The organism is Neobacillus solisequens, from assembly GCF_051233465.1.
Classification (GTDB): domain Bacteria; phylum Bacillota; class Bacilli; order Bacillales; family Cytobacillaceae; genus Neobacillus.
This window is the reverse complement of the sequence record NZ_JBKFGJ010000019.1, coordinates 36,999-57,128: the sequence shown is the minus strand read 5'-3', so window position 1 is coordinate 57,128 and position 20,130 is coordinate 36,999. Positions and strand designations below refer to the sequence as shown.

The window sequence follows — 20,130 nt, the reverse complement described above, 5'->3', positions numbered from 1 at the left end:
AGGGGTGGAAATGCCGTTGACTCCCAGAGAAAAGGCTGCATGGCAAGAAATCCGTGAATGGGAAGAAAAGCTGTTAAGCTACGAACCAAATGACTTTCAGTTAACTTATGAAAAATATTTAGAACGTTCATTTTCTTTATTGCCTAGCAAGGTCCAAAAGCAATTTTTTACGATGCTGGATACTTGGTTGTTTCATTTACACAGTCTGATTCAAGGTTCTCAGCTGCAAATGGATGCCAAGGAACGCATTTTGGCTTCGGGAAGAATTTTTAATCATCATATTGAAAAAATAGAAGACTTACGACATTTAGAAATAGACCAATTACATTACATAGCAGAACAGCATATGGCCAGACATCGGTTGTACTCATTTTTTCAAGGAAGTTTAACTGGCTCAGGGAGCACAATTCTCCTTGGAACGGATATTCCAGCTATGGCTGTCATCAATATAAGAGCCGTACAACTAATAGCCATGACCTATGGATATGAAATCAATACGCCTAATGAGATGATGAATTCATTAAAAGTATTTCATATTGCCACTTTGCCACCGCAAATTCAAAAAAATGGATGGCTTGCTTTAATCAAAGAAACGGAGCAATACCAACATAATTATTTTTACGTAGGAAACGATGAAATTACAAATATATCATGGGTAGAACAACCAATCCAACAATTGTTAAAAGCGTTTGTAATCGCCTTGTTTCGCAAGAAACTAATCCAGGGGATCCCGTTAGTAAGTATGGCTATAGGGGCTGGCGCCAATTATCAATTAACAAGAAAAGTTACTAGTATAGCCCATAAATACTATCAACTTCGCTATCTTAAAGAAAAAGAGGAGTTATCTGAATGAGTACTATTGAACATAAAAGCGCAGCTCCTAAAACAATCAATTGCAAGATTATTACTGTAAGTGACACAAGGAATCCTGACACCGATAAAAGCGGGAAGTTAATGATTGACTTGCTTGAGAACGCCGGTCATCATATTGTTGATTATTGTATCGTCAAGGATGAAACGCTCCCGATTCAAACTGAAATCCTAAAAGCATGTGATCGAGATGATATTGATGTTGTCTTAACAAATGGCGGAACAGGAATTGCTAAGCGGGATGTGACGATTGAAACGGTACAGGAACTGCTTGATAAGGAAATCGTCGGTTTTGGAGAGATTTTTAGAATGCTTAGTTATCAGGAAGATATCGGTTCAGCCGCCATTCTCTCAAGAGCGATTGCAGGTGTAGTGAACGATACAGCCATTTTTTCTACCCCTGGTTCTACAGGCGCGGTAAAGCTGGCGATGAATAAATTGATTCTTCCGGAAATCGGTCACGTTGTTCGTGAAATTAAAAAAGATCTTTGAGAAAAATAAAACTCCCTTCAAAATGGAGGGAGTTTTTTAGTGATGAGCTTTTGCTGAAATTTGTTGATTTGCACGGTACCAAAGCCAAAGATCGTTAATAATGGAAGCAAGTTCGGAGATTTCCGTGTTTAATTGACAGGAACGAGGGAAGTCATTTTCGTCTGAAAGTTCTGCTTGCTTATGGTTAATCTCTGCTTCAAGCTCACTAATTCGATCAGGAATCGACCCGCGAATCTTTTCCCAATGAAAAAGTATACCTTCTTGAATATCCTTGCTAAACTGTTCCCATTCATGAATTATGTCAGGAATATAAATCCCAAGACGATGATCAAATGAAAAATTCTCTTTCATCATACCCCTCCCAAAAAAGTGTAATTATTATAATAATACTACATATTGTGAAAATATTCACGATATTTTTTGTGTTTTCAAAAAAAGTACGAAACCCATAGGGCTCCGTACTTAAAACTTTATTCTAAATCTTTTTGTGTACGTACGACAAGGACGTCACATGGAGCGTACCTAACAATATGCTCTGATACACTACCAATGAAGAATCTTTCTACCACATTCATGCCTGTAGCACCGCAAATAATTAAATCAACATCATGCTTTTTGGCCAGTTCTCTTGGAATTCTAACTTTTGGTGAACCGAAGTCAATTTCGAATTGTACTTCAGGTAATCCAGCTTCCAATGCCAGCTTTTGATAATTTTCTAGCATTTCTTTAGCCAGTTTTTCAGCTCTTTCACCTATAACGGTGTCATAGGCTTCTACTAATGCAAATGATCTTGTATCGATGACATGAACCAATAATAGTTTGGCTTGATTCCTTTTAGCAACTTCTATCCCTTTTTTGAATGCCCAATCTGCTTCTTTGGAACCATCAATGGCAACCATAATATTTTGATATTTAAGTCCCATGATTATCATCTCCTTACCATTATTATACAGTAAACCGGAGGGAATAACTGTTTCAACTTTTCGAACAATAATGTAGTACCTTACCAAGAAAGGGGATGTAAGAATGACTAAACTGGATCCGAATAAAAAATTTACATTTGACTTTGATGAAAATGGAGTAAGTGAAATCAGCGAACAAATCATGAATTCTTATAATAGTGGATACATTGATGAAGGCACTGCCGTGGCTGACCAGACTGATTTTACTACAACCGAGGGTTAATGGATGAAGGGGCTTTCCGGAGATGGATTGCCCTTTCATATTTAAAGACCTCTGAACTTGATAAAATCCCATTTTTATAAGCACTTACACAGAAAAATTTCACTATCAGGGCATATACCCAAGAAGTTGCCTAATAGGATGCATATTCTTTAAGTGTGTTACGTATTACATTTGAGGAGGAAGAGTATGGAATAATCATATGTATATGAATCCAGGAAATATGCCTTATGACCAGACATTAAACTATAACCCTGATGAATCGCGCTTATGGGGAGGATTTGGCTTCCGACCTTGGGGCTTTGGTTTTGGGCGTCCTTTCTTTGGAGGACCGTTTGGCTTTGGTGTTCCATTCGGGTTCGGCGTTCCATTTGGTTTCGGATTTGGATTTCCGTTCTTTATTTAACAGATAATAATAATTGGAGGAGAGAGGAACAATGAATCAAGAAATGGGATTAATGCCCATGAATACTACTTTGAATGTAGATCAACATTTGTATGATATAAATGATGGAAGACTTCATCATGGATTTGGCGGTTTTGGACATGGCGGTTTTGGACACTTTGGAGGTTTTGGAGGCTTCCATCATGGATTCGGAAGACCGTGGGGATTTGGCTTCGGCAGACCATTTGGTTTTGGATTTGGCTTTCCTTTTGCAGCTGGTTTAGCTACGGGAGCATTATTATCACCGTATGGATATGGGTACGGATATCCTTATCCATATCCTTATCCATATCCATACTACGGATACCCATACTACTATTAAAAAATAAAAAGCCTTGCTTTGATTAGGTAAGGCTTTTCCACTAGTTAGTATTAGAAAAGATTTTGATAAAATGAAGATCCTTACATTATTTTACTGGAGGGAAACCAATGAAAATAGGAGTGCCAAAAGAAATTAAAAATAATGAAAATCGTGTGGCGATGACACCAGCAGGGGTTGTAAACCTATTACATTTTGGACATGAAGTGTATATAGAAAAAGGAGCCGGTCTTGGATCTGGTTTTGCTGATGAAGACTACCAAGCTGCTGGCGCTAAAATAGTTGACTCTGCGAAAGAAGCCTGGTCCAAGGAAATGGTCATGAAGGTAAAAGAACCACTGCCTGACGAATATCAGTATTTTCGTGAAGACTTAATTTTATTTACATATTTGCACCTAGCTCCTGAACCGGAACTGACCAAGGCGTTGATTGCGAAAAAGGTGGTGGGAATTGCCTATGAGACTGTGCAGCTGCCTAATCACAGCTTGCCTTTGTTAACACCGATGAGTGAAGTTGCTGGAAGAATGGCAGCCCAGGTCGGTGCACAATTTTTAGAAAAAGTTTATGGAGGAATGGGTATTCTTCTATCTGGAGTTCCAGGGGTTAAAAGGGGAAATGTTACGATAATTGGAGGTGGCGTAGCAGGTACTAATGCAGCAAAAATGGCGATTGGTTTGGGAGCGAAAGTTACTATCATTGATTTAAATCCAGATCGTTTGCGACAGTTGGATGATATTTTCGGAAGTGATGTTACTACTCTAATGTCAAACCCATACAATATCGCCGAAGCTGTTAAAGAGTCAGATTTGGTGATTGGAGCTGTTTTAATTCCGGGTGCTAAGGCGCCAAAGCTTGTAACGGAGGAAATGATTAAAAGAATGAAACCTGGAAGTGTGGTAGTGGATATCGCCATCGACCAAGGAGGTATTTTTGAAACGACAGACCGAATTACCACTCATGATAACCCGACCTATATCAAGCATGGTGTGGTTCATTATGCTGTAGCCAACATGCCGGGGGCAGTACCAAGAACATCTACAATTGCTCTGACAAACGTGACGGTTCCGTATGCATTACAAATTGCTAATAAAGGTTATCGTCAAGCCTGCTTGGACCAAGAAGCACTGCTTAAAGGAATAAATACGCTCGCCGGCTTTGTCACCTATAAGGCAGTAGCAGAGGCACATGGAATGGATTATAAAGATACCAGGGAGTTGCTTGGTTAAAAATAAAAGGCAACAGGGCAGGAAACCAATTCTTTGCCCTGCTGCCTTCATTTAATAATAAAGCTCTGTTAAACGTGGCTGTTGATTTGCGCTCCAGGCACTTCGCTTTCCGTGGGCGTTTCGGCGAGCCTCCTCGGCGCTTGCGCCTGCTGGGTCTCCCCAGAACCGTACTCCCACAGGACATTGATTATCTTCCTAGAATTCGCCACGCACGAAGGAAATGCGTTAGCATTTTCGAGGAGTCTTCGTGCCTTCCGCTCCAATCAACAGGGTTCTTTAACAAAGCCAATAATAAAAAGAAAAAACCAGCTCATGAAAGAGCTGGCGAGAAAGACCCAATTATGAAAGCCGCATTTGCCGTACCTCATATAAGAAAGTTTTAAACCACCACTCCTCAAAGTGGGTGTTCGCAGAAGCTTTTCTGCATGTCCTCCCTGTCATATAGACGAAGGCTTGTCATTCCGGCTTCAATATTAAAACTCCCTGTTACAGCTTAAAGGTTAAAACTTTATTATCACTACGAACAACGCAGCCTGTATTTGTATATTACATCAATTTATCCATAGTTGCAATGTTAATTACACCCAAATTTGCTAATTGGCTCTATTAAAACTAATTTGTGCTTTGTGTTTACTGCTTACAAACTCTTATTTAATAATCTGCAATTCTTTCGGGAATTTTGTTAACGTTATTGCTCCGTCCGCGGTAATATAGATATCATCCTCAATACGCACGCCGGCAACGTTTGGTACATAGATACCTGGTTCGATTGTGTAAACCATTCCTTCTTGGATAACAAGCTGATTGGTTTCAGTAAGAGACGGATACTCATGAATACTAATTCCTAAACCATGACCTAGGCGATGTGGAAAATATTCATCGTATCCGGCATCACTAATGATTTTGCGGGCAGTGAGGTCTACTTCCGCAGCAGTAGCTCCAGGCTTACTTGCCTCAACTGCAGCTAATTGTGCTTTTAAGACAGTATCGTAAATATCTTTTTGTTTGTCGTTGATGTCACCGTATGCCACTGTTCTGGTAATGTCAGAGCAATAACGATCCACCACTACCCCTAAATCAAATAACACCAAGTCGCCCTTTTGAATTTTAGTTTGTCCTGGATTGCCGTGTGGAGAAGCTGCATTAGCACCGGTTAAAACCATTGTGGCAAAGGACATTTCTGTCACTCCTTTTTGTTTGAGGGCATATTCTAGTGCATTTAGGACATCAAGTTCTGTTTTCCCTTCCTTAATTTCGCTGCAGCCGTACTGCACTGCATAATCAGCCAAAGCACAGGCCTCTTCAATTATTTTTACTTCCTTTGCATCTTTAATCATACGAAGCTCGCGCAATTTCTCTTCGGCTGAGAAGAAGGCTGCATTCGAAAATAGCTGTGAAAGATGTTCATAGCGTTCCACATTCATATGCTCTTTTTCAATGGCCACCCTGGCGACATGTTGAACGCGCTTTTGTAGCGATTTGCCGATTAACTCCCATGGGTTATCGATGTCACTAAAGCCGATGACTTCATGTTCCCAGCCGGAACGTTTGGCATCGTGGATTTCCATCGCCGGGCAAACTAAAAAGGGTTCAGCCTCTTGAAATACCACAAGGGCAAGCAAGCGTTCATGAGGGTTGGTAAAATAACCGCTTAAGTAAAAAACATTTTCTGAAGAGGTGAGGAAGCTCACTTCAATATCATTTTCTTTCATCCATGTTTGAAGCTTTTCCAATCGTTGATTCATTTTCTCTTCCCCCTATAAATAAGGCCCAAGTTTATCAGAGCCAAAAATAAAATCCAATTAGAGAGTACCAATATCGGTAGAAAAAGTAAACTATCAAAGTAGGCTTGCATTAAATCAGAATAATTATGGGTATAACAGAGGAAGGAAATCATGTTTTTATATGGAAATAAATAAATATGATCCATTGAAAGGAGAATGACAATATGAGAATTTCTTATCATGGGCACTCGGTTGTTCAAATTCAGTCTAATGGAAAGACAATATTAATTGATCCATTTATTAAAGGAAATAGCTTAACTGATTTAAAAGTGGATGAGGTAAAGCCTGATGTGATTATTCTTTCACATGCTCACAATGACCATGTCGGGGATACAGTGGAGTTGGCTAAAAAAAATAATGCGCTTGTTGTGGCCAATCACGAGATTGCTACTTATTTAGGCTGGCAGGGAATCAGAACACATGGGTTACATATTGGCGGTTCCCGTCAATTTGACTTCGGCAAGGTAAAATTAACTTTGGCATTCCATGGGTCAAGCTTCGAAAAGGAGAATGAACTTGTTTATGGCGGGATGCCTGCCGGAATTTTGTATATGAATGAGGATAAAACGGTTTATCATGCCGGGGATACAGGATTGTTTTCTGATATGAAGTTAATCGGTGAGCGTCATCCGATTGATGTGGCATTTCTGCCGATTGGAGACAATTTCACGATGGGACCTGAAGATGCGGCTTATGCGGCACAATTACTACAGGCAAAAACAGTCATCCCGATACATTATAATACGTTCCCTCCTATTAAACAGGATCCTCAAGAATTTATTCAATTGCTTGAAGATCAGAACGGAAAAGTGATGAACCCTGGAGATATCATGGAAATTTAAATAAGGATAGGTAAATATCATACTTTTTTTCCTTCCAGAAGCATAAAGATGAAACAAGCAGTCTTAAAAGGGAGGAATTCTTGTTGAAAAAAAATAGGTATTTGCTTTGTCTGCTACTCTGTGGTTTTATGTTATATTTCGCATTACCAAGGCTTTCCATTCATGCTGAAGGCGCTCCTGGGATTTTTTCGATTGCTTGGCTTGCCTTTGCATTAATGGTTATTGCGGGGAATCTTACAGCTCTGCTTTATTCGCCAAAAAAGCAAGTTCGCAAGCTTCAGATAGAGTCTGGAAAGAAGAAAACACGATCCTATCTTTGAGAATAATTGAACAAAGTGAGAAACCGCATTGAATCAAGACTTTTTTCACCTTATAATGAAATTTAGAACATTCTGGTTACCGGATGGGCTGGAATTCAATTAAAAAGGGTGAAGGTCTTGGCTACAAAACATGAACAAATTTTACAATATATTGATGAGCTTCCGATTGGAGAAAAAATATCAGTCAGACAAATCGCCAAGGCGATGAATGTAAGTGAAGGCACGGCCTATCGTGCGATTAAAGAAGCTGAAAATAAAGGATATGTCAGTACAATTGAGCGTGTAGGAACGATTAGGATTGAACGCAAGAAAAAGGAGAATATTGAAAAGCTTACCTTTGCGGAAGTCGTAAATATCGTTGACGGACAGGTATTAGGTGGAAGAACCGGTTTGCATAAAACCCTCAATAAATTTGTCATTGGTGCGATGAAGCTAGAGGCGATGATGCGTTACACTGAGGCCGGCAACCTATTAATTGTAGGGAATCGGACGCAGGCCCATGAACTGGCTTTAAAAGCCGGTGCCGCTGTTTTAATTACAGGTGGGTTTGATACAGAAGATCATGTAAAGCGAATTGCTGATCAGTTAGAATTGCCGATTATTTCTACTAGCTATGATACATTTACTGTTGCAACGATGATTAACCGTGCCATCTATGACCAATTAATAAAAAAGGAAATTATTTTAGTAGAGGATATTTTAACGCCTATTTCGGACACTTTTTTTCTTAAAACAAATGAAAAGGTCTCTCGCTGGCATGAGCTAAATCAACAAACCACACACAGCCGTTATCCTGTTGTGGATCAAAACATGAAGATTCAAGGTATGGTGACAAGCAAGGATGTTTTGGGTCAGGATTTAGATGCTTCCATTGATAAAATCATGACCAAACAGCCCATGACAGTTACGGGGAAAACAAGTGTTGCTTCAACCGCTCATACCATGGTATGGGAAGGGATTGAAGTTCTTCCTGTTGCTGATGATTCCAACCGTCTTGAAGGAATTATCAGCCGTCAAGATGTGTTAAAAGCACTACAAATGAATCAACGTCAACCTCAAGTGGGGGAGACATTGGATGATATTGTGACGAATCAAATGGTTTTGATGCAGGGCCGAGCAAAGGGAGAAGATGTCTTCACTCTTGAGGTAACTCCGCAAATGACCAATCATCTTGGCACCATTTCCTACGGTGTTTTTACGACGATTGTATCCGATGCTGCTAACCGGGTATTGCGCAGTTACAAAAAAGGCGACTTAGTGGTCGAAAGTATGTCCATCTATTTTATTAAACCAGTCCAAATGGAAAGTTCTCTGGAAATTTATCCAAGAATTCTTGAAGTAGGGAGAAAATTTGGTAAAGTGGATGTAGAAGTATTTAATGATGGAGTTTTAGTTGGAAAAGCGATGATGACTTGCCAATTGATTGACAGGACTTAAACGTAAATGAACCCATCAAAAAAGCCGCTTCAAATCGTAGGAGCGGCTATGTTTCATTTTGTGCATTGACCATTTCTGCTTCCTCAATGGCAAATGGCAGGTAGTGTTTATATTTTTTATAGCCAATCCAGCTGAAAATACCTCCATAAATAATAAACAGACCTGCAATTAAATAGTTAGAGATTGTTTCGGCAATGTTGAAAAAATAATTGACTCCAAAAAAGAAGACAAACAGTCCTAGAGCAATATTAGATTTTGCCGAAAGCCATTTCTTTTCAACAGGAAACTTGCTTCGAATGTATTTTGTTTTATAAAATATATAGAAGGCAAGAGCAAATCCAATTAACAACACAAAAATAGGCATAATTTGTTCCTCCAGTTTAAAAAATCATTATTATTTTACCGTGAATATAAAGAAAATGCCACTATTGGCTTTAGGAAAGAAGGTTAGGAGAAATACATATGAAAGAACAAATCTTAGAAACCATTAAAAAGTATGAAACCATTATCGTCCATCGTCATGTTCGTCCTGATCCCGATGCATACGGTTCCCAATGTGGGTTAGTAGAAATTTTAAAAGCATCCTATCCTGAAAAACAGATTTATGCTGTTGGAAAAGATGAACCAACCCTACATTATATGCGGATGCTTGACCAAATTTCTGATGAGGTTTATAAGGGTGCTTTAGTCATTGTTTGTGACACAGCGAATGCAGCTAGAATATGTGACGAGCGGTTTTCACTTGGTGATAAGTTAATTAAAATTGATCATCACCCAAATGAGGATCCGTATGGAGATTTATTGTGGGTGGACACAAGTTCCAGCTCATGCAGTGAAATGATTTATGAATTTTATCAGTATGGCAAGGATAAGGGATTAAAGCTAAATGATGAGGCAGCAAGATTAATTTTTGCTGGGATTGTGGGGGATACGGGAAGATTTCTGTTCCCGAGCACAACGGATAAAACTTTTGCTTATGCCGGCGAGTTAATACACTACAATTTTTCCCGTCCAGAATTGTTTGATAAAATGTACGAGCTTGATCCCAATATCATCAAATTAAATGGCTATATCCTGCAAAATTTCGTGATGCAGGATAACGGGGTTGCTTCGGTTCGATTAACAAAAGAATTACTTCAAGAGTATAACGTTAGGCCATCTGAGGCTTCTCTTTTGATTGGTGATCTTGGTAATGTAAAAGGGATAAAGGCTTGGGTCTTTTTCATCGAGGAGCATGACCAAATTAGAGTTCGATTGCGCTCCAAAGGACCGGTGATCAATGGCATAGCAAAAAAATTCAATGGTGGCGGTCATCCGCTTGCTTCAGGAGCCTCCATTTATTCCTGGGATGAAGTTGAGGATGTCCTTAAGGAATTAAATGTTGTTTGTCAATAAGTGTTAGAATGAGAAAACGGCCGATTGGCGGCCGTTTCTCATTCATCAAATTGAATTTCAAGATTGATCGTCAAGGTTGTATAAATGATCATCTCCTTGACTTTCAGTTTGTAGCGCTTTTCATTAATTTTAATCGGTTTATTTTCAACCATTTTCTTAATGAGATCTTTACTTTTCGAAACGGTCTCCAAATCTTTGGCCAGCATTACACTTAGGTCATCTTTAACCAAATCCTCGGTTTGAAAAACACTAAAGTCATCCAATTTATATCTTTCCCAGTTAATGATCCTAATGTTTATTTTTTGAACGGTTAATTTATCTATATTTTCTTTGTTAAGCCTTTCATAATCTTCCTGCCAAATTTTTTTTTCATTTTCCAGGTCATTTATTTCCTTTTGCTGGCTCTGGATTAACTTTGAGCTTTCCTCCTGCCAGACACCATGAATATATAAAAAAATGCACCAGCTGATTGCCCCGCCAATGGCCATTCCGGAAAAGAACCGTTGCCATGTCGGATTTCGATAATAGGGCGGAATTCTCATGATGAAATATGCTCCTGTGTTAGCCAATTGATAATCAGTGCTCCTGTTTGGGCTCCGCCTAGTGCAGAGAGAATCAGTAAAAACTGTTTAAATAGATCTCTTGTATCTGCGTTAAATAACCCGCGCTCAAAGGTATAAACAGTATCAAAGGTTCCACCAATAGCTGCTACGATTCCCCAAATCCGTAGAGCAGATGATAATCGATAAACCGTTGTCAACGGTGGCTGGCCTGTAATAAACGAGGCGATACCGCCAATTAATGCTCCCCCTAGCACAACACCTAATGCAATAAAATAACTTTCAATAAAAGCGGGAAAAAAACCGATCTCCTTCATGTCCAAACCGCCGCCCCTGTACAGATTAAAATCCTGTTTCATTTCATTATATGGACAAGTAAAAACAAATATGTTACGGAAAAAACAGAACATATTTTCTTTTTTTTACTAGAAGCTCTATAATATAAAAGAATATAGAAATAAGGGTGTGACGAAATGTCTTTTATTCACCTTCATGTATATAGTGCTTATAGTTTATTATCCAGCACAGCTTCAGTGGCTGATTTAGTAAAGAATGCCGTTAACAAGGGATTCAAGGCTCTAGCCCTAACGGATCAGAATGTAATGTATGGAACCGTAGAGTTTTACAAGCTGTGTAAGAAGCATCAGATTAAACCCATTATCGGTTTAACCGTAGATGTTGTAGGAAGCAAAACGGAACAAGACGCATTTCCGTTAGTTCTACTAGCTGAGAATGACAACGGTTTTAGGAATCTGTTGAAAATATCTTCAACCGTTCAGACAAAAGCTGAAAATGGAATTCCTCTAAAATGGCTAAAACATTATTCAGATGGGCTGATCGCGATCACCCCAGGCATAGAAGGGGAAATCGAGCAATCTTTGCTTTCGGGAGATCGTGAGTTTGCAATAAATATCATGCAAAAACTAAACCGAATTTTTGGGAACGGTCGTTTTTTTCTGTCATTGCAGAACCATCTGATTGAGGAAGAAGCAATACTTAGGAAAGAACTGCTCGCTCTATCAGAAGAATTCAATATCCCGGTTGTTGCCACAAACAGAGTCCATTATTTGGAGCAGGATGATACATTTGCCCAAGAATGTTTACTTGCGATTAAAAATGGAGACAAGCTGCAGGACGACCATCGTGAACAATTGGGAAGTGATCAGTTCTATTTAAAAACTGCGGCTGAAATAGTGGATTCTTTTTCTGAGATCCCGCAAGCACTTGAGAATACACTCTTAATTGCCCAAAAATGTCATGTGAATATGGAGTTAAATAAAACATTCCTGCCTTCCTATCCAACTGAACATCATATTCCCGCAGATGAATACCTTGAGCAACTGTGCATAAAAGGATTAAGCGAACGGTTTTCCTCACCGGCCCCCGAGTATATGGACCGATTAACATATGAATTATCGGTTATTAAACGAATGCAATTTAGCAATTATTTTTTAATCGTCTGGGATTTTATGAATTATGCTCGGGAAAGAGGGATTTTAACAGGGCCTGGAAGAGGTTCAGCAGCTGGTTCACTTGTTGCCTACACTTTATTTATTACAGATGTTGACCCTTTGAAACATAATCTTTTATTTGAGCGGTTCCTCAATCCCGAAAGGATTTCCATGCCCGATATCGACATCGATTTTCCTGATGTCCGTAGGGATGAAGTGATTGAATATGTAGCAAATAAATATGGTGAACTCCATGTCGCACAAATTGTTACATTCGGCACTATGGCAGCTAAAGCTGCTCTTAGAGATGTGGGCCGTGTATTTGGATTAAATACAAAGGAACTAGATCACTTATCGAAATTGGTACCTGCTCATTTAGGGGTTAATCTTACAGACGCATATAATCAATCTGAGGGTTTTAGAAATTATGTAAATGAAACTCCGCTAAATCAAAGGCTATATAAAACGGCATTAAAACTGGAGGGGTTACCACGTCATACTTCCACCCATGCTGCGGGGGTTGTCTTGAGTGAGAAGCCCCTAATCGATCTAATTCCCATTCAGAATGGATCAAATCATATTTATTTAACACAATATTCAATGGAATACCTCGAAGAAATTGGTCTTTTGAAAATGGACTTTCTTGGCTTGAGGAATCTCACCTTGCTGGAGTCTGTTTTGACCACCATTTCTCGAAATACGGGCCGAAAAGTCGAGATCCGCTCTATTCCATTAGATGACGTCAAGACCTTTGAATTGTTGGCAAGAGGAGAAACAACCGGAATCTTTCAGTTAGAGTCAGATGGAATGCGAAAAGTCCTCGTCCGTCTTAAGCCATCCCGTTTTGAAGATATTGTGGCAGTTAATGCCCTGTATCGGCCGGGTCCAATGGAAAATATCCCTCTGTTCATTGATCGAAAGCATGGTAAGCAAACGGTAGAATACCTACATCCTGATTTAAAGCCCATCCTCGAAAATACTTACGGTGTCATTGTTTATCAAGAGCAAATCATGCAGATTGCCTCAAAGATTGCCGGATTTTCTCTTGGGGAAGCAGACTTGTTAAGAAGAGCCGTTGGGAAAAAGAAAAAAGAGGCACTTGATCAAGAACGCCATCATTTTGTGCAAGGCGCCATAAAAAATGGGTATGCTCAAACATTGGCAAATGATTTATATGACTTGATTGTCCGATTCGCCAATTATGGATTTAATAGAAGCCATGCAGTAGCCTATAGTATGATTGCCTACCAGCTGGCTTATTTAAAAGCGAATTATCCGGTTTATTTCATGGCAGGACTTCTCACTTCGGCCATCGGAAATGAAACAAAAATTGCCCAATATATAATGGAAGCAAAACAAAAAGAAATAACTATTTTGCCACCATCGATTAATCATAGCGGTTTTGCTTTTCAAGTGGAAAAGGGGGGGATCCGCTACAGTTTGGCAGCAATTAGGAGTGTTGGGGCCGCTGCGTTGAAAGAAATTTTTCAAGCAAGAAAAGCGAAACGTTTCTCAGATTTATTCGATTTGTGTATCCGCGTTTCTTCAAAGGCGGTTAATCGAAAAACATTGGAGTCTTTAGTTCATTCCGGCAGCTTTGATGAGTTTGGAGAGGATCGTGCTGTTCTTCTGGCCAGTTTGGATGTTGCCATCGAACATGCGCAAATTTTTAAACCGGATGATGATGCTCAAATTGATTTTTTCGAAGACATGATTCCAAAACCAAAATATGTTCATGTGGATTCGATCAGCCAAGAATTAAAACTTTCCTTTGAAAAAGAGGTCCTTGGCATGTATCTGTCCAGTCATCCGATTTCAATTTACGCAAAAGAGCTTAAGCAAGGCGGGGCTCTTTTGCTCTATGATTTTAAAAATAGTAATGTAAAACAGGAAGCAGGCATTTATATTTCTTCCAAAAAAACGATTAGAACGAAAAAGGGTGATCTAATGGCCTTTCTAACCGTAAGTGATTCGACAGGAGAAATGGAAGCTGTCGCTTTTCCGGAAGTATATAAACGATACTCGCTGCTCCTTGAGCAAGGTAGCTTTGTAGTTATTTCAGGGAAATTGGAAGAGCGCGATGGGAAAAGCCAATTAATTATCAAACATGCCGTAGATATGGAACAATGGCTAAAGGTAAAAAAACAGCCAGTATTATATCTGAAACTTACCGAGAAACACCAGGATGACTCAACTCTTCATCAATTAAATATAATCCTAGATCAAAATAAGGGAGAGGCTGGAGTAGTGTTGCACTTTGAAGTTACTCGGAAAACGGTGAGATTGGCCAAAGAAAAAAATATTAATCCAACCCCCGAATTGCTTCAAAGTTTGAAAAATTTTCTTGGGGCAAACAATGTCGTCTTAAAAGATTAATTCTTTACAACTTCTAAAGATATGTTATAGTGGTAAAAGAGACGAGTGTGGTCTGACCACCACAGCTGGAATAATGTATGTTTATATTCTTTTGGCCGATAGAAAAGTATTAACTTTCCTATTAGGCATAAAGACAACTACGCCTCTGTCTTCGCCTGTTAGGCTCGCCAGTCGCTAGTTTTCTTTATAATCATATAAGGGGTGACATTTCTTGACTTTGAGGGAAGAAGCATTACATATGCATCGGATTAATAAAGGAAAGTTAGAGTCAAAATCGAAAGTGCCGGTTAGCAACGCGCATGATCTGAGCCTTGCCTATTCACCAGGTGTTGCAGAACCATGTAAAGATATCTATGAGAAGCCGGAAACCGTTTATGAATATACCATGAAAGGGAATATGGTTGCCGTGGTATCAGATGGGACTGCAGTTCTTGGGTTGGGTAATATTGGACCCGAAGCAGCACTTCCGGTAATGGAAGGAAAAGCTGTTTTATTTAAAAGCTTTGCGGGAGTCGATGCATTTCCAATTTGTTTAAATACAACAGATGTTGAAAAAATTATTGAAACCGTTAAACTATTGGAACCAACCTTTGGTGGAGTTAACCTTGAAGATATTGCAGCACCAAATTGCTTTGTCATTGAAGAAAGATTGAAAAAGGAAACAAGCATCCCGATTTTTCACGACGACCAGCATGGTACAGCCATTGTAACAGTTGCCGGTTTAGTAAATGCGCTTAAGCTTGTTGGTAAAAAAATGACGGAAATCAAAGTAGTTGCCAACGGTGCGGGGGCAGCTGGAATTGCCATTATTAAATTACTTTACAGCTATGGGGTAAGAGATATCATTATGTGTGATACAAAGGGAGCCATTTATGAGGGACGCCCTCATGGAATGAATGCTGTTAAGGCAGAAGTGGCTAAGTATACAAATCGTGATAATCTTACAGGAAGTTTACAGGATGTTATCAAGGGCGCGGATGTCTTTATTGGGGTTTCTGTAGCGGGAGCTCTGACTAAGGAAATGGTTGCGTCAATGAATCCTGATGCCATTATCTTTGCGATGGCTAATCCAGTACCAGAGATTATGCCGGATGAAGCGAAAGCTGCAGGTGCAAAAGTTGTAGGTACGGGAAGATCGGATTTCCCTAACCAAGTTAACAATGTTCTAGCATTCCCTGGAATCTTCCGTGGTGCGCTAGATGTTAGGGCAACACATATCAATGAAAAAATGAAAATTGCTGCCGTTGAAGCAATTGCAAGTTTAATTAGTGAAGATGAACTAAATCCTGACTATGTTATTCCGGGACCGTTCGACCCGAGAGTAGCTCCAAATGTAGCAGCAGGCGTGGCTAAAACCGCAATGGAAACCGGAGTAGCCCGTATTAAAGTGGATCCAGAAGAGATAAAGGAAAAAACAAAGAGACTCGCTCTAATTGGTAAAAGTGAGTGAAGCCATAGTGACGAACACAAAGGTTTACTTGGAAATAGTTAAACAACTAAGAACAATGATAACAGCGGATGGATTAAAAGCTGGAGATAAAATACCTTCTGAACGGGAATTGTCGGAGCGCCTGAATGTCGGGCGCTCTTCCGTTAGAGAAGCATTAAGAGCACTGGAACTGCTGGGGTTAATTGAGACACGGCGCGGGGAAGGTACCTTTATACGCGACTTTCAAGGCCACCAACTGGTACAATTACTTAGCACGTTTATATTGCAGGATGAAAGAGCAAAACGAGATGTGTTTGAAACAAAATACTTGATTGAGATTGACTGTCTCCGTCTTGCAGCCGATAAGTGTAACCAAAATCAAATGACTGAGATCTTAAAATGGTTTAACCAAACTGTCAACATTCATGACGATGATTTCTTTTTTCGAATTATCGAAATGGCAGATAACCATCTTTTCCTAAGGATTTGGACCATTTTAAAGGATTATTATAATTCTTTGCATTTTCATCCAGTTCAATATAAGCGAGAAGATTATCAGTCCTTGCTCATGGCTTTAACACAGAAAGATTCATCCCAGACTGTATTGGCATACAAGAAACTACGAAATTTGTCTTTTTTAATCGACAAGAACTAACAGATTTTGAAATAAATATGTTTTATATTGAAATTTGTACAAGCCTTGCATGATTGCATGAAAGGTTATTTATTTTTGGTAAAAGTGGTCTGACCACTGGGAACGAAGATAATTAAGTATGAAGATAATCGAAGATAGAAAGACTTCTGAATAGGAAAAAATGGAAGATATAATCATCTAAATGTATCGGACAAGGGAGGTTTATTTTTTGGCGCTGAAAGATCTCTTTGTAAAACCTAACACAAAAAAGAAAAAATATGCTGCCATCCCAACAGAAGCTGCAAAACATGATGTTCCTGAAGGAATTATGACAAAATGTCCTTCCTGCAAAAAAATAATGTATACGAAGGAACTGGCAAAAAACTTAATGGTATGCCTTCATTGTGGACATCATTTTCCAATGAATTCACAAGAGAGAATTGATAGTTTTATTGATGAAGGAAGTTTTCAGGAAATAAACGAAAATATGGTGTCCAAAAATCCGTTGAATTTCCCTGATTATTTGGAAAAACTAGAAAAAGATCGCCAAAAAAGTAATTTAAATGAGGCAATAGTAACAGGCTCAGGTGCTGTGAACGGCCATAAGGTTGTTGTAGCCATTATGGATTCATCGTTTCGTATGGGAAGCATGGGCTCCGTTGTTGGTGAAAAGATCACTCTAGCCATTGAGAAAGCGGATGAGATGTCTGTTCCCTTTATCATTTTTACAGCATCCGGCGGTGCCAGAATGCAAGAAGGTGCGCTTAGTTTAATGCAAATGGCGAAAACAAGTGTGGCACTGAAAAGATTTAGTGAGCATGGAGGGTTAATCATTTCGATCATGACCCACCCTACTACTGGCGGGGTTTCTGCAAGCTTCGCCTCGCTTGGTGACTATAATTTGGCAGAGCCAGGTGCACTAATTGGTTTTGCAGGCAGAAGGGTTATTGAACAATCCATTCGTGAAAAGTTACCAGAAGACTTCCAGACATCTGAGTTTTTATTAAAACACGGTCAGCTGGATGCCATCATCCCACGCTTGGAATTGGTGGAACAAATAACAAATATCCTTGATATCCATCAGCCAGGGGGTGAACCTACATGGTAGGAGAACTGGAATTTGAACGCCCAATTGTGGAATTGAAACAAAAAATTTCAGAGTTAAAAGAGTTTACTAAGAGTGCTGATGTTGATTTAAGCTCTGAAATTAAAAAATTAGAGTTGCGTCTTGAAAAACTGGAACATGATATATATGAAAACATTAAACCTTGGGATCGAGTGCAAATTGCCCGTCTAGCTAACAGACCAACGACACTTGATTATATTTCCTATCTTTTTGATGGATTTTTTGAATGTCACGGTGATCGTACCTTTGCGGATGATGAAGCCATTGTCGGGGGAATTGCGAAATTTAAAGGAGTGCCGGTGACGGTCATTGGCCATCAGCGTGGTAAGGACACGAAAGAAAACATTCGCAGAAATTTCGGAATGCCTCATCCGGAAGGATACAGAAAGGCCCTTCGCTTAATGAAACAGGCTGATAAGTTTAACAGGCCGATCATTTGCTTTATTGATACCAAAGGGGCTTATCCAGGAAAGGCTGCGGAGGAACGGGGCCAAAGTGAGGCAATTGCCCGTAATTTATTTGAAATGGGTGGTCTGCGAGTTCCAGTAGTTTGTATTGTGATCGGAGAAGGGGGCAGTGGAGGAGCATTAGGACTAGGTGTTGGGAACCGAATCTATATGCTTGAAAACTCCACTTATTCAGTTATTTCTCCTGAAGGAGCTGCTGCAATTTTATGGAAGGATTCTTCTCTTGCTAAAAACGCAGCTGAATCCATGAAAATAACCGCGCCTGATCTTAAACAATTAGGTGTCATCGATGACATTATCCCTGAAATTAAGGGTGGGGCACATAAGGACGTTAAAAAGCAGTCCGAAGAGATTGAAAAGATATTAGTAAAGTCTTTAAAAGAGCTTGTAAAATTGTCAGAAGAAGAATTGATTGAGGACCGCTATAATCGCTTCCGAACGATTGGAGAGTTTGGCTTTTTAAAGGACTATATTGGAGCTAAATAGGGGACGTGCTCAGTGAGCACGTTTTCCTTTTTATAGAATGTTGATTTTGTTCATGAATTTGTAAATATTTTTTCACCAAATAGATAATGATAACGTATTCATTCAAAAATAAAACGGTTCCAATTAATTAATTATTTCGTCTATTTTAATTAACTCCATGGAACAGTTGTTATCAACATTTCTTCGTGATATTTTATAAATATTCACGTGTATTATGCTCATAATAAATAGAGGGAAATCTGTTTTATCGATGACCTTCTTGTGAACTTTTTACATAAGATTTTATTTTATTACAGAGGTGACGGTCATGAAAAAAATTGGGGTACTTACGAGCGGCGGGGATTCACCTGGTATGAATCCAGCCATCCGGGCGGTTGTCCGAAAAGCAATTTTTCATAATGTCGAAGTATATGGTGTCTATGGCGGATATGCCGGCCTTATTGCCGGTAAAATAAAAAAACTTGAACTTGGTTCTGTTGGTGATATTATTCATCGAGGAGGCACAATGCTTCAGTCTGCGCGTTGTCCTGAATTTAGAACATTAGAAGGTCAGCAAAAGGGAATTGAACAACTTAAAGCACATGGGATCGAAGGTCTTGTTGTGATCGGCGGCGACGGTTCTTATATGGGGGCTAAAGCCTTAACTGAACATGGCTATCCATGTGTAGGAGTGCCAGGAACAATTGACAACGATATTCCTGGAACAGATATGACGATCGGCTTTGATACTGCATTAAATACAGTTATTGACGCAATTGATAAGATTCGTGATACAGCGACTTCCCACGAAAGAACATTTGTTATTGAAGTTATGGGCCGAGATGCTGGTGATATTGCATTGTGGGCTGGATTAGCTGGGGGTGCCGAAACAATCTTAATCCCTGAAGAAGGCTATGATATGAATGAGATTGCTGACAGACTGCGTAAAGGTCAAGAACGCGGTAAAAAGCACAGTATCATTGTCGTTGCGGAAGGCGTCTGCAGTGGCGTAGAGTTTGCTAAACAATTGAAAGAATTAACTAACTTTGATACAAGGGTTTCAGTATTAGGTCACATTCAACGCGGCGGTTCTCCAACAGTTCAGGATCGTGTACTTGCAAGCAGATTGGGTGCAAGAGCGGTTGAACTGCTAATCGAGGGTAAAGGCGGCCGTGCTGTTGGTATTGAAAATAACAAGATGGTTGATTATGATATCATCGAAGCGTTAGGAAGAAAACATAAACTAGATATGGACCTTTTCAAACTTTCTAAAGAATTATCGATTTAATAGGTGACCCATAGGAGGCTAT

The 20,130-nt window shown here is 39.4% G+C and carries 22 protein-coding genes and 1 other RNA gene; 16 read left to right on the top strand and 7 right to left on the bottom strand.

Translation table 11 applies throughout. From position 1 onward, the window contains the following. Positions 1-10: 10 nt before the first annotated feature. Both ACI3K6_RS17945 and ACI3K6_RS17940 read left to right on the top strand, forming a co-directional pair. Positions 11-853, top strand: a complete 843-nt coding sequence (locus ACI3K6_RS17945) for an EcsC family protein (protein ID WP_435555914.1) — start codon at positions 11-13, stop codon at positions 851-853. Then, positions 850-1,362, top strand: coding sequence for a MogA/MoaB family molybdenum cofactor biosynthesis protein (locus ACI3K6_RS17940; RefSeq protein ID WP_435555913.1), 513 nt, complete (start codon positions 850-852; stop codon positions 1,360-1,362). The genes ACI3K6_RS17945 and ACI3K6_RS17940 overlap by 4 nt, the downstream gene beginning before the upstream one ends. A gap of 36 nt (positions 1,363-1,398) precedes the next feature. On the opposite strand, the gene ACI3K6_RS17935 is transcribed toward ACI3K6_RS17940, so the two are convergent. Further along, on the bottom strand, positions 1,399-1,713 hold the full coding sequence (locus ACI3K6_RS17935) for a hypothetical protein (protein WP_435555912.1): 315 nt from the start codon (positions 1,711-1,713) through the stop codon (positions 1,399-1,401). Positions 1,714-1,832: 119 nt separating this feature from the next. After that, complete coding sequence (locus ACI3K6_RS17930) at positions 1,833-2,285, bottom strand: universal stress protein (protein WP_335477474.1); 453 nt, start codon at positions 2,283-2,285, stop codon at positions 1,833-1,835. A gap of 103 nt (positions 2,286-2,388) precedes the next feature. Here ACI3K6_RS17930 and ACI3K6_RS17925 point away from each other — a divergent pair, with 103 nt between their 5' ends. From ACI3K6_RS17925 to ald, 4 genes are all read left to right on the top strand, one after another. Next, positions 2,389-2,547: a hypothetical protein gene (locus tag ACI3K6_RS17925; RefSeq protein WP_435555911.1), complete on the top strand. Its 159-nt coding sequence runs from the start codon at positions 2,389-2,391 to the stop codon at positions 2,545-2,547. A gap of 199 nt (positions 2,548-2,746) precedes the next feature. Further along, a complete protein-coding gene (locus ACI3K6_RS17920; protein ID WP_435555910.1) occupies positions 2,747-2,950 on the top strand; it encodes a hypothetical protein in 204 nt (67 codons plus the stop codon). A gap of 31 nt (positions 2,951-2,981) precedes the next feature. Beyond that, on the top strand, positions 2,982-3,311 hold the full coding sequence (locus ACI3K6_RS17915; RefSeq protein ID WP_435555909.1) for a hypothetical protein: 330 nt from the start codon (positions 2,982-2,984) through the stop codon (positions 3,309-3,311). Positions 3,312-3,418: 107 nt separating this feature from the next. Continuing rightward, positions 3,419-4,534 carry an alanine dehydrogenase gene (gene ald, locus ACI3K6_RS17910; protein ID WP_435555908.1) on the top strand — a complete coding sequence of 372 codons (1,116 nt, stop codon included), beginning with the start codon at positions 3,419-3,421 and terminating at the stop codon, positions 4,532-4,534. Between the two features lie 341 nt (positions 4,535-4,875). Here the strand turns inward: ald and ssrS are convergent. Beyond that, positions 4,876-5,072: non-coding RNA, 6S RNA (gene ssrS / locus ACI3K6_RS17905), on the bottom strand. Between the two features lie 109 nt (positions 5,073-5,181). Beyond that, on the bottom strand, positions 5,182-6,279 hold the full coding sequence (locus ACI3K6_RS17900) for a M24 family metallopeptidase (protein ID WP_435555907.1): 1,098 nt from the start codon (positions 6,277-6,279) through the stop codon (positions 5,182-5,184). 203 nt (positions 6,280-6,482) lie between these two features. Between ACI3K6_RS17900 and ACI3K6_RS17895 the strand changes: the two genes are divergently transcribed. From ACI3K6_RS17895 to ACI3K6_RS17885, 3 genes are all read left to right on the top strand, one after another. Beyond that, complete coding sequence (locus ACI3K6_RS17895) at positions 6,483-7,160, top strand: metal-dependent hydrolase (protein WP_435555906.1); 678 nt, start codon at positions 6,483-6,485, stop codon at positions 7,158-7,160. An 83-nt stretch (positions 7,161-7,243) separates the two neighbouring features. Further along, positions 7,244-7,480 carry a hypothetical protein gene (locus ACI3K6_RS17890; RefSeq protein ID WP_335477467.1) on the top strand — a complete coding sequence of 79 codons (237 nt, stop codon included), beginning with the start codon at positions 7,244-7,246 and terminating at the stop codon, positions 7,478-7,480. Between the two features lie 117 nt (positions 7,481-7,597). Further along, positions 7,598-8,917, top strand: coding sequence for a DRTGG domain-containing protein (locus ACI3K6_RS17885; protein WP_435555905.1), 1,320 nt, complete (start codon positions 7,598-7,600; stop codon positions 8,915-8,917). 46 nt (positions 8,918-8,963) lie between these two features. On the opposite strand, the gene ACI3K6_RS17880 is transcribed toward ACI3K6_RS17885, so the two are convergent. Next, complete coding sequence (locus tag ACI3K6_RS17880; protein ID WP_335477465.1) at positions 8,964-9,281, bottom strand: YtpI family protein; 318 nt, start codon at positions 9,279-9,281, stop codon at positions 8,964-8,966. Positions 9,282-9,379: 98 nt separating this feature from the next. Here ACI3K6_RS17880 and ACI3K6_RS17875 point away from each other — a divergent pair, with 98 nt between their 5' ends. Continuing rightward, positions 9,380-10,312, top strand: a complete 933-nt coding sequence (locus ACI3K6_RS17875) for a DHH family phosphoesterase (RefSeq protein WP_435555904.1) — start codon at positions 9,380-9,382, stop codon at positions 10,310-10,312. Positions 10,313-10,350: 38 nt separating this feature from the next. On the opposite strand, the gene ytrI is transcribed toward ACI3K6_RS17875, so the two are convergent. Both ytrI and ytrH read right to left on the bottom strand, forming a co-directional pair. Continuing rightward, positions 10,351-10,854, bottom strand: coding sequence for a sporulation membrane protein YtrI (gene ytrI / locus ACI3K6_RS17870; RefSeq protein ID WP_335477463.1), 504 nt, complete (start codon positions 10,852-10,854; stop codon positions 10,351-10,353). Continuing rightward, entirely contained in the window at positions 10,851-11,189 is a 339-nt protein-coding gene (ytrH, locus tag ACI3K6_RS17865; RefSeq protein WP_335477462.1) for a sporulation membrane protein YtrH, read from the bottom strand. Before ytrH ends, ytrI begins: the two co-directional genes overlap by 4 nt. A 156-nt stretch (positions 11,190-11,345) precedes the next feature. On the opposite strand from ytrH, the gene dnaE reads away from it, so the two are divergent. From dnaE to pfkA, 6 genes are all read left to right on the top strand, one after another. Then, positions 11,346-14,699, top strand: a complete 3,354-nt coding sequence (dnaE, locus tag ACI3K6_RS17860) for a DNA polymerase III subunit alpha (RefSeq protein ID WP_435555903.1) — start codon at positions 11,346-11,348, stop codon at positions 14,697-14,699. 211 nt (positions 14,700-14,910) lie between these two features. Beyond that, positions 14,911-16,149, top strand: coding sequence for an NADP-dependent malic enzyme (gene ystJ, locus ACI3K6_RS17855; protein ID WP_435555902.1), 1,239 nt, complete (start codon positions 14,911-14,913; stop codon positions 16,147-16,149). Between the two features lie 55 nt (positions 16,150-16,204). After that, a complete protein-coding gene (locus tag ACI3K6_RS17850; RefSeq protein ID WP_435555987.1) occupies positions 16,205-16,783 on the top strand; it encodes a FadR/GntR family transcriptional regulator in 579 nt (192 codons plus the stop codon). Between the two features lie 181 nt (positions 16,784-16,964). After that, positions 16,965-17,870: an acetyl-CoA carboxylase, carboxyltransferase subunit beta gene (accD, locus tag ACI3K6_RS17845; protein WP_435555901.1), complete on the top strand. Its 906-nt coding sequence runs from the start codon at positions 16,965-16,967 to the stop codon at positions 17,868-17,870. After that, positions 17,864-18,841: an acetyl-CoA carboxylase carboxyl transferase subunit alpha gene (accA, locus tag ACI3K6_RS17840; protein ID WP_335477458.1), complete on the top strand. Its 978-nt coding sequence runs from the start codon at positions 17,864-17,866 to the stop codon at positions 18,839-18,841. The genes accD and accA overlap by 7 nt, the downstream gene beginning before the upstream one ends. A 307-nt stretch (positions 18,842-19,148) precedes the next feature. Then, positions 19,149-20,108, top strand: coding sequence for a 6-phosphofructokinase (pfkA, locus tag ACI3K6_RS17835; RefSeq protein ID WP_435555900.1), 960 nt, complete (start codon positions 19,149-19,151; stop codon positions 20,106-20,108). The last annotated feature ends 22 nt before the right edge of the window (positions 20,109-20,130 follow it).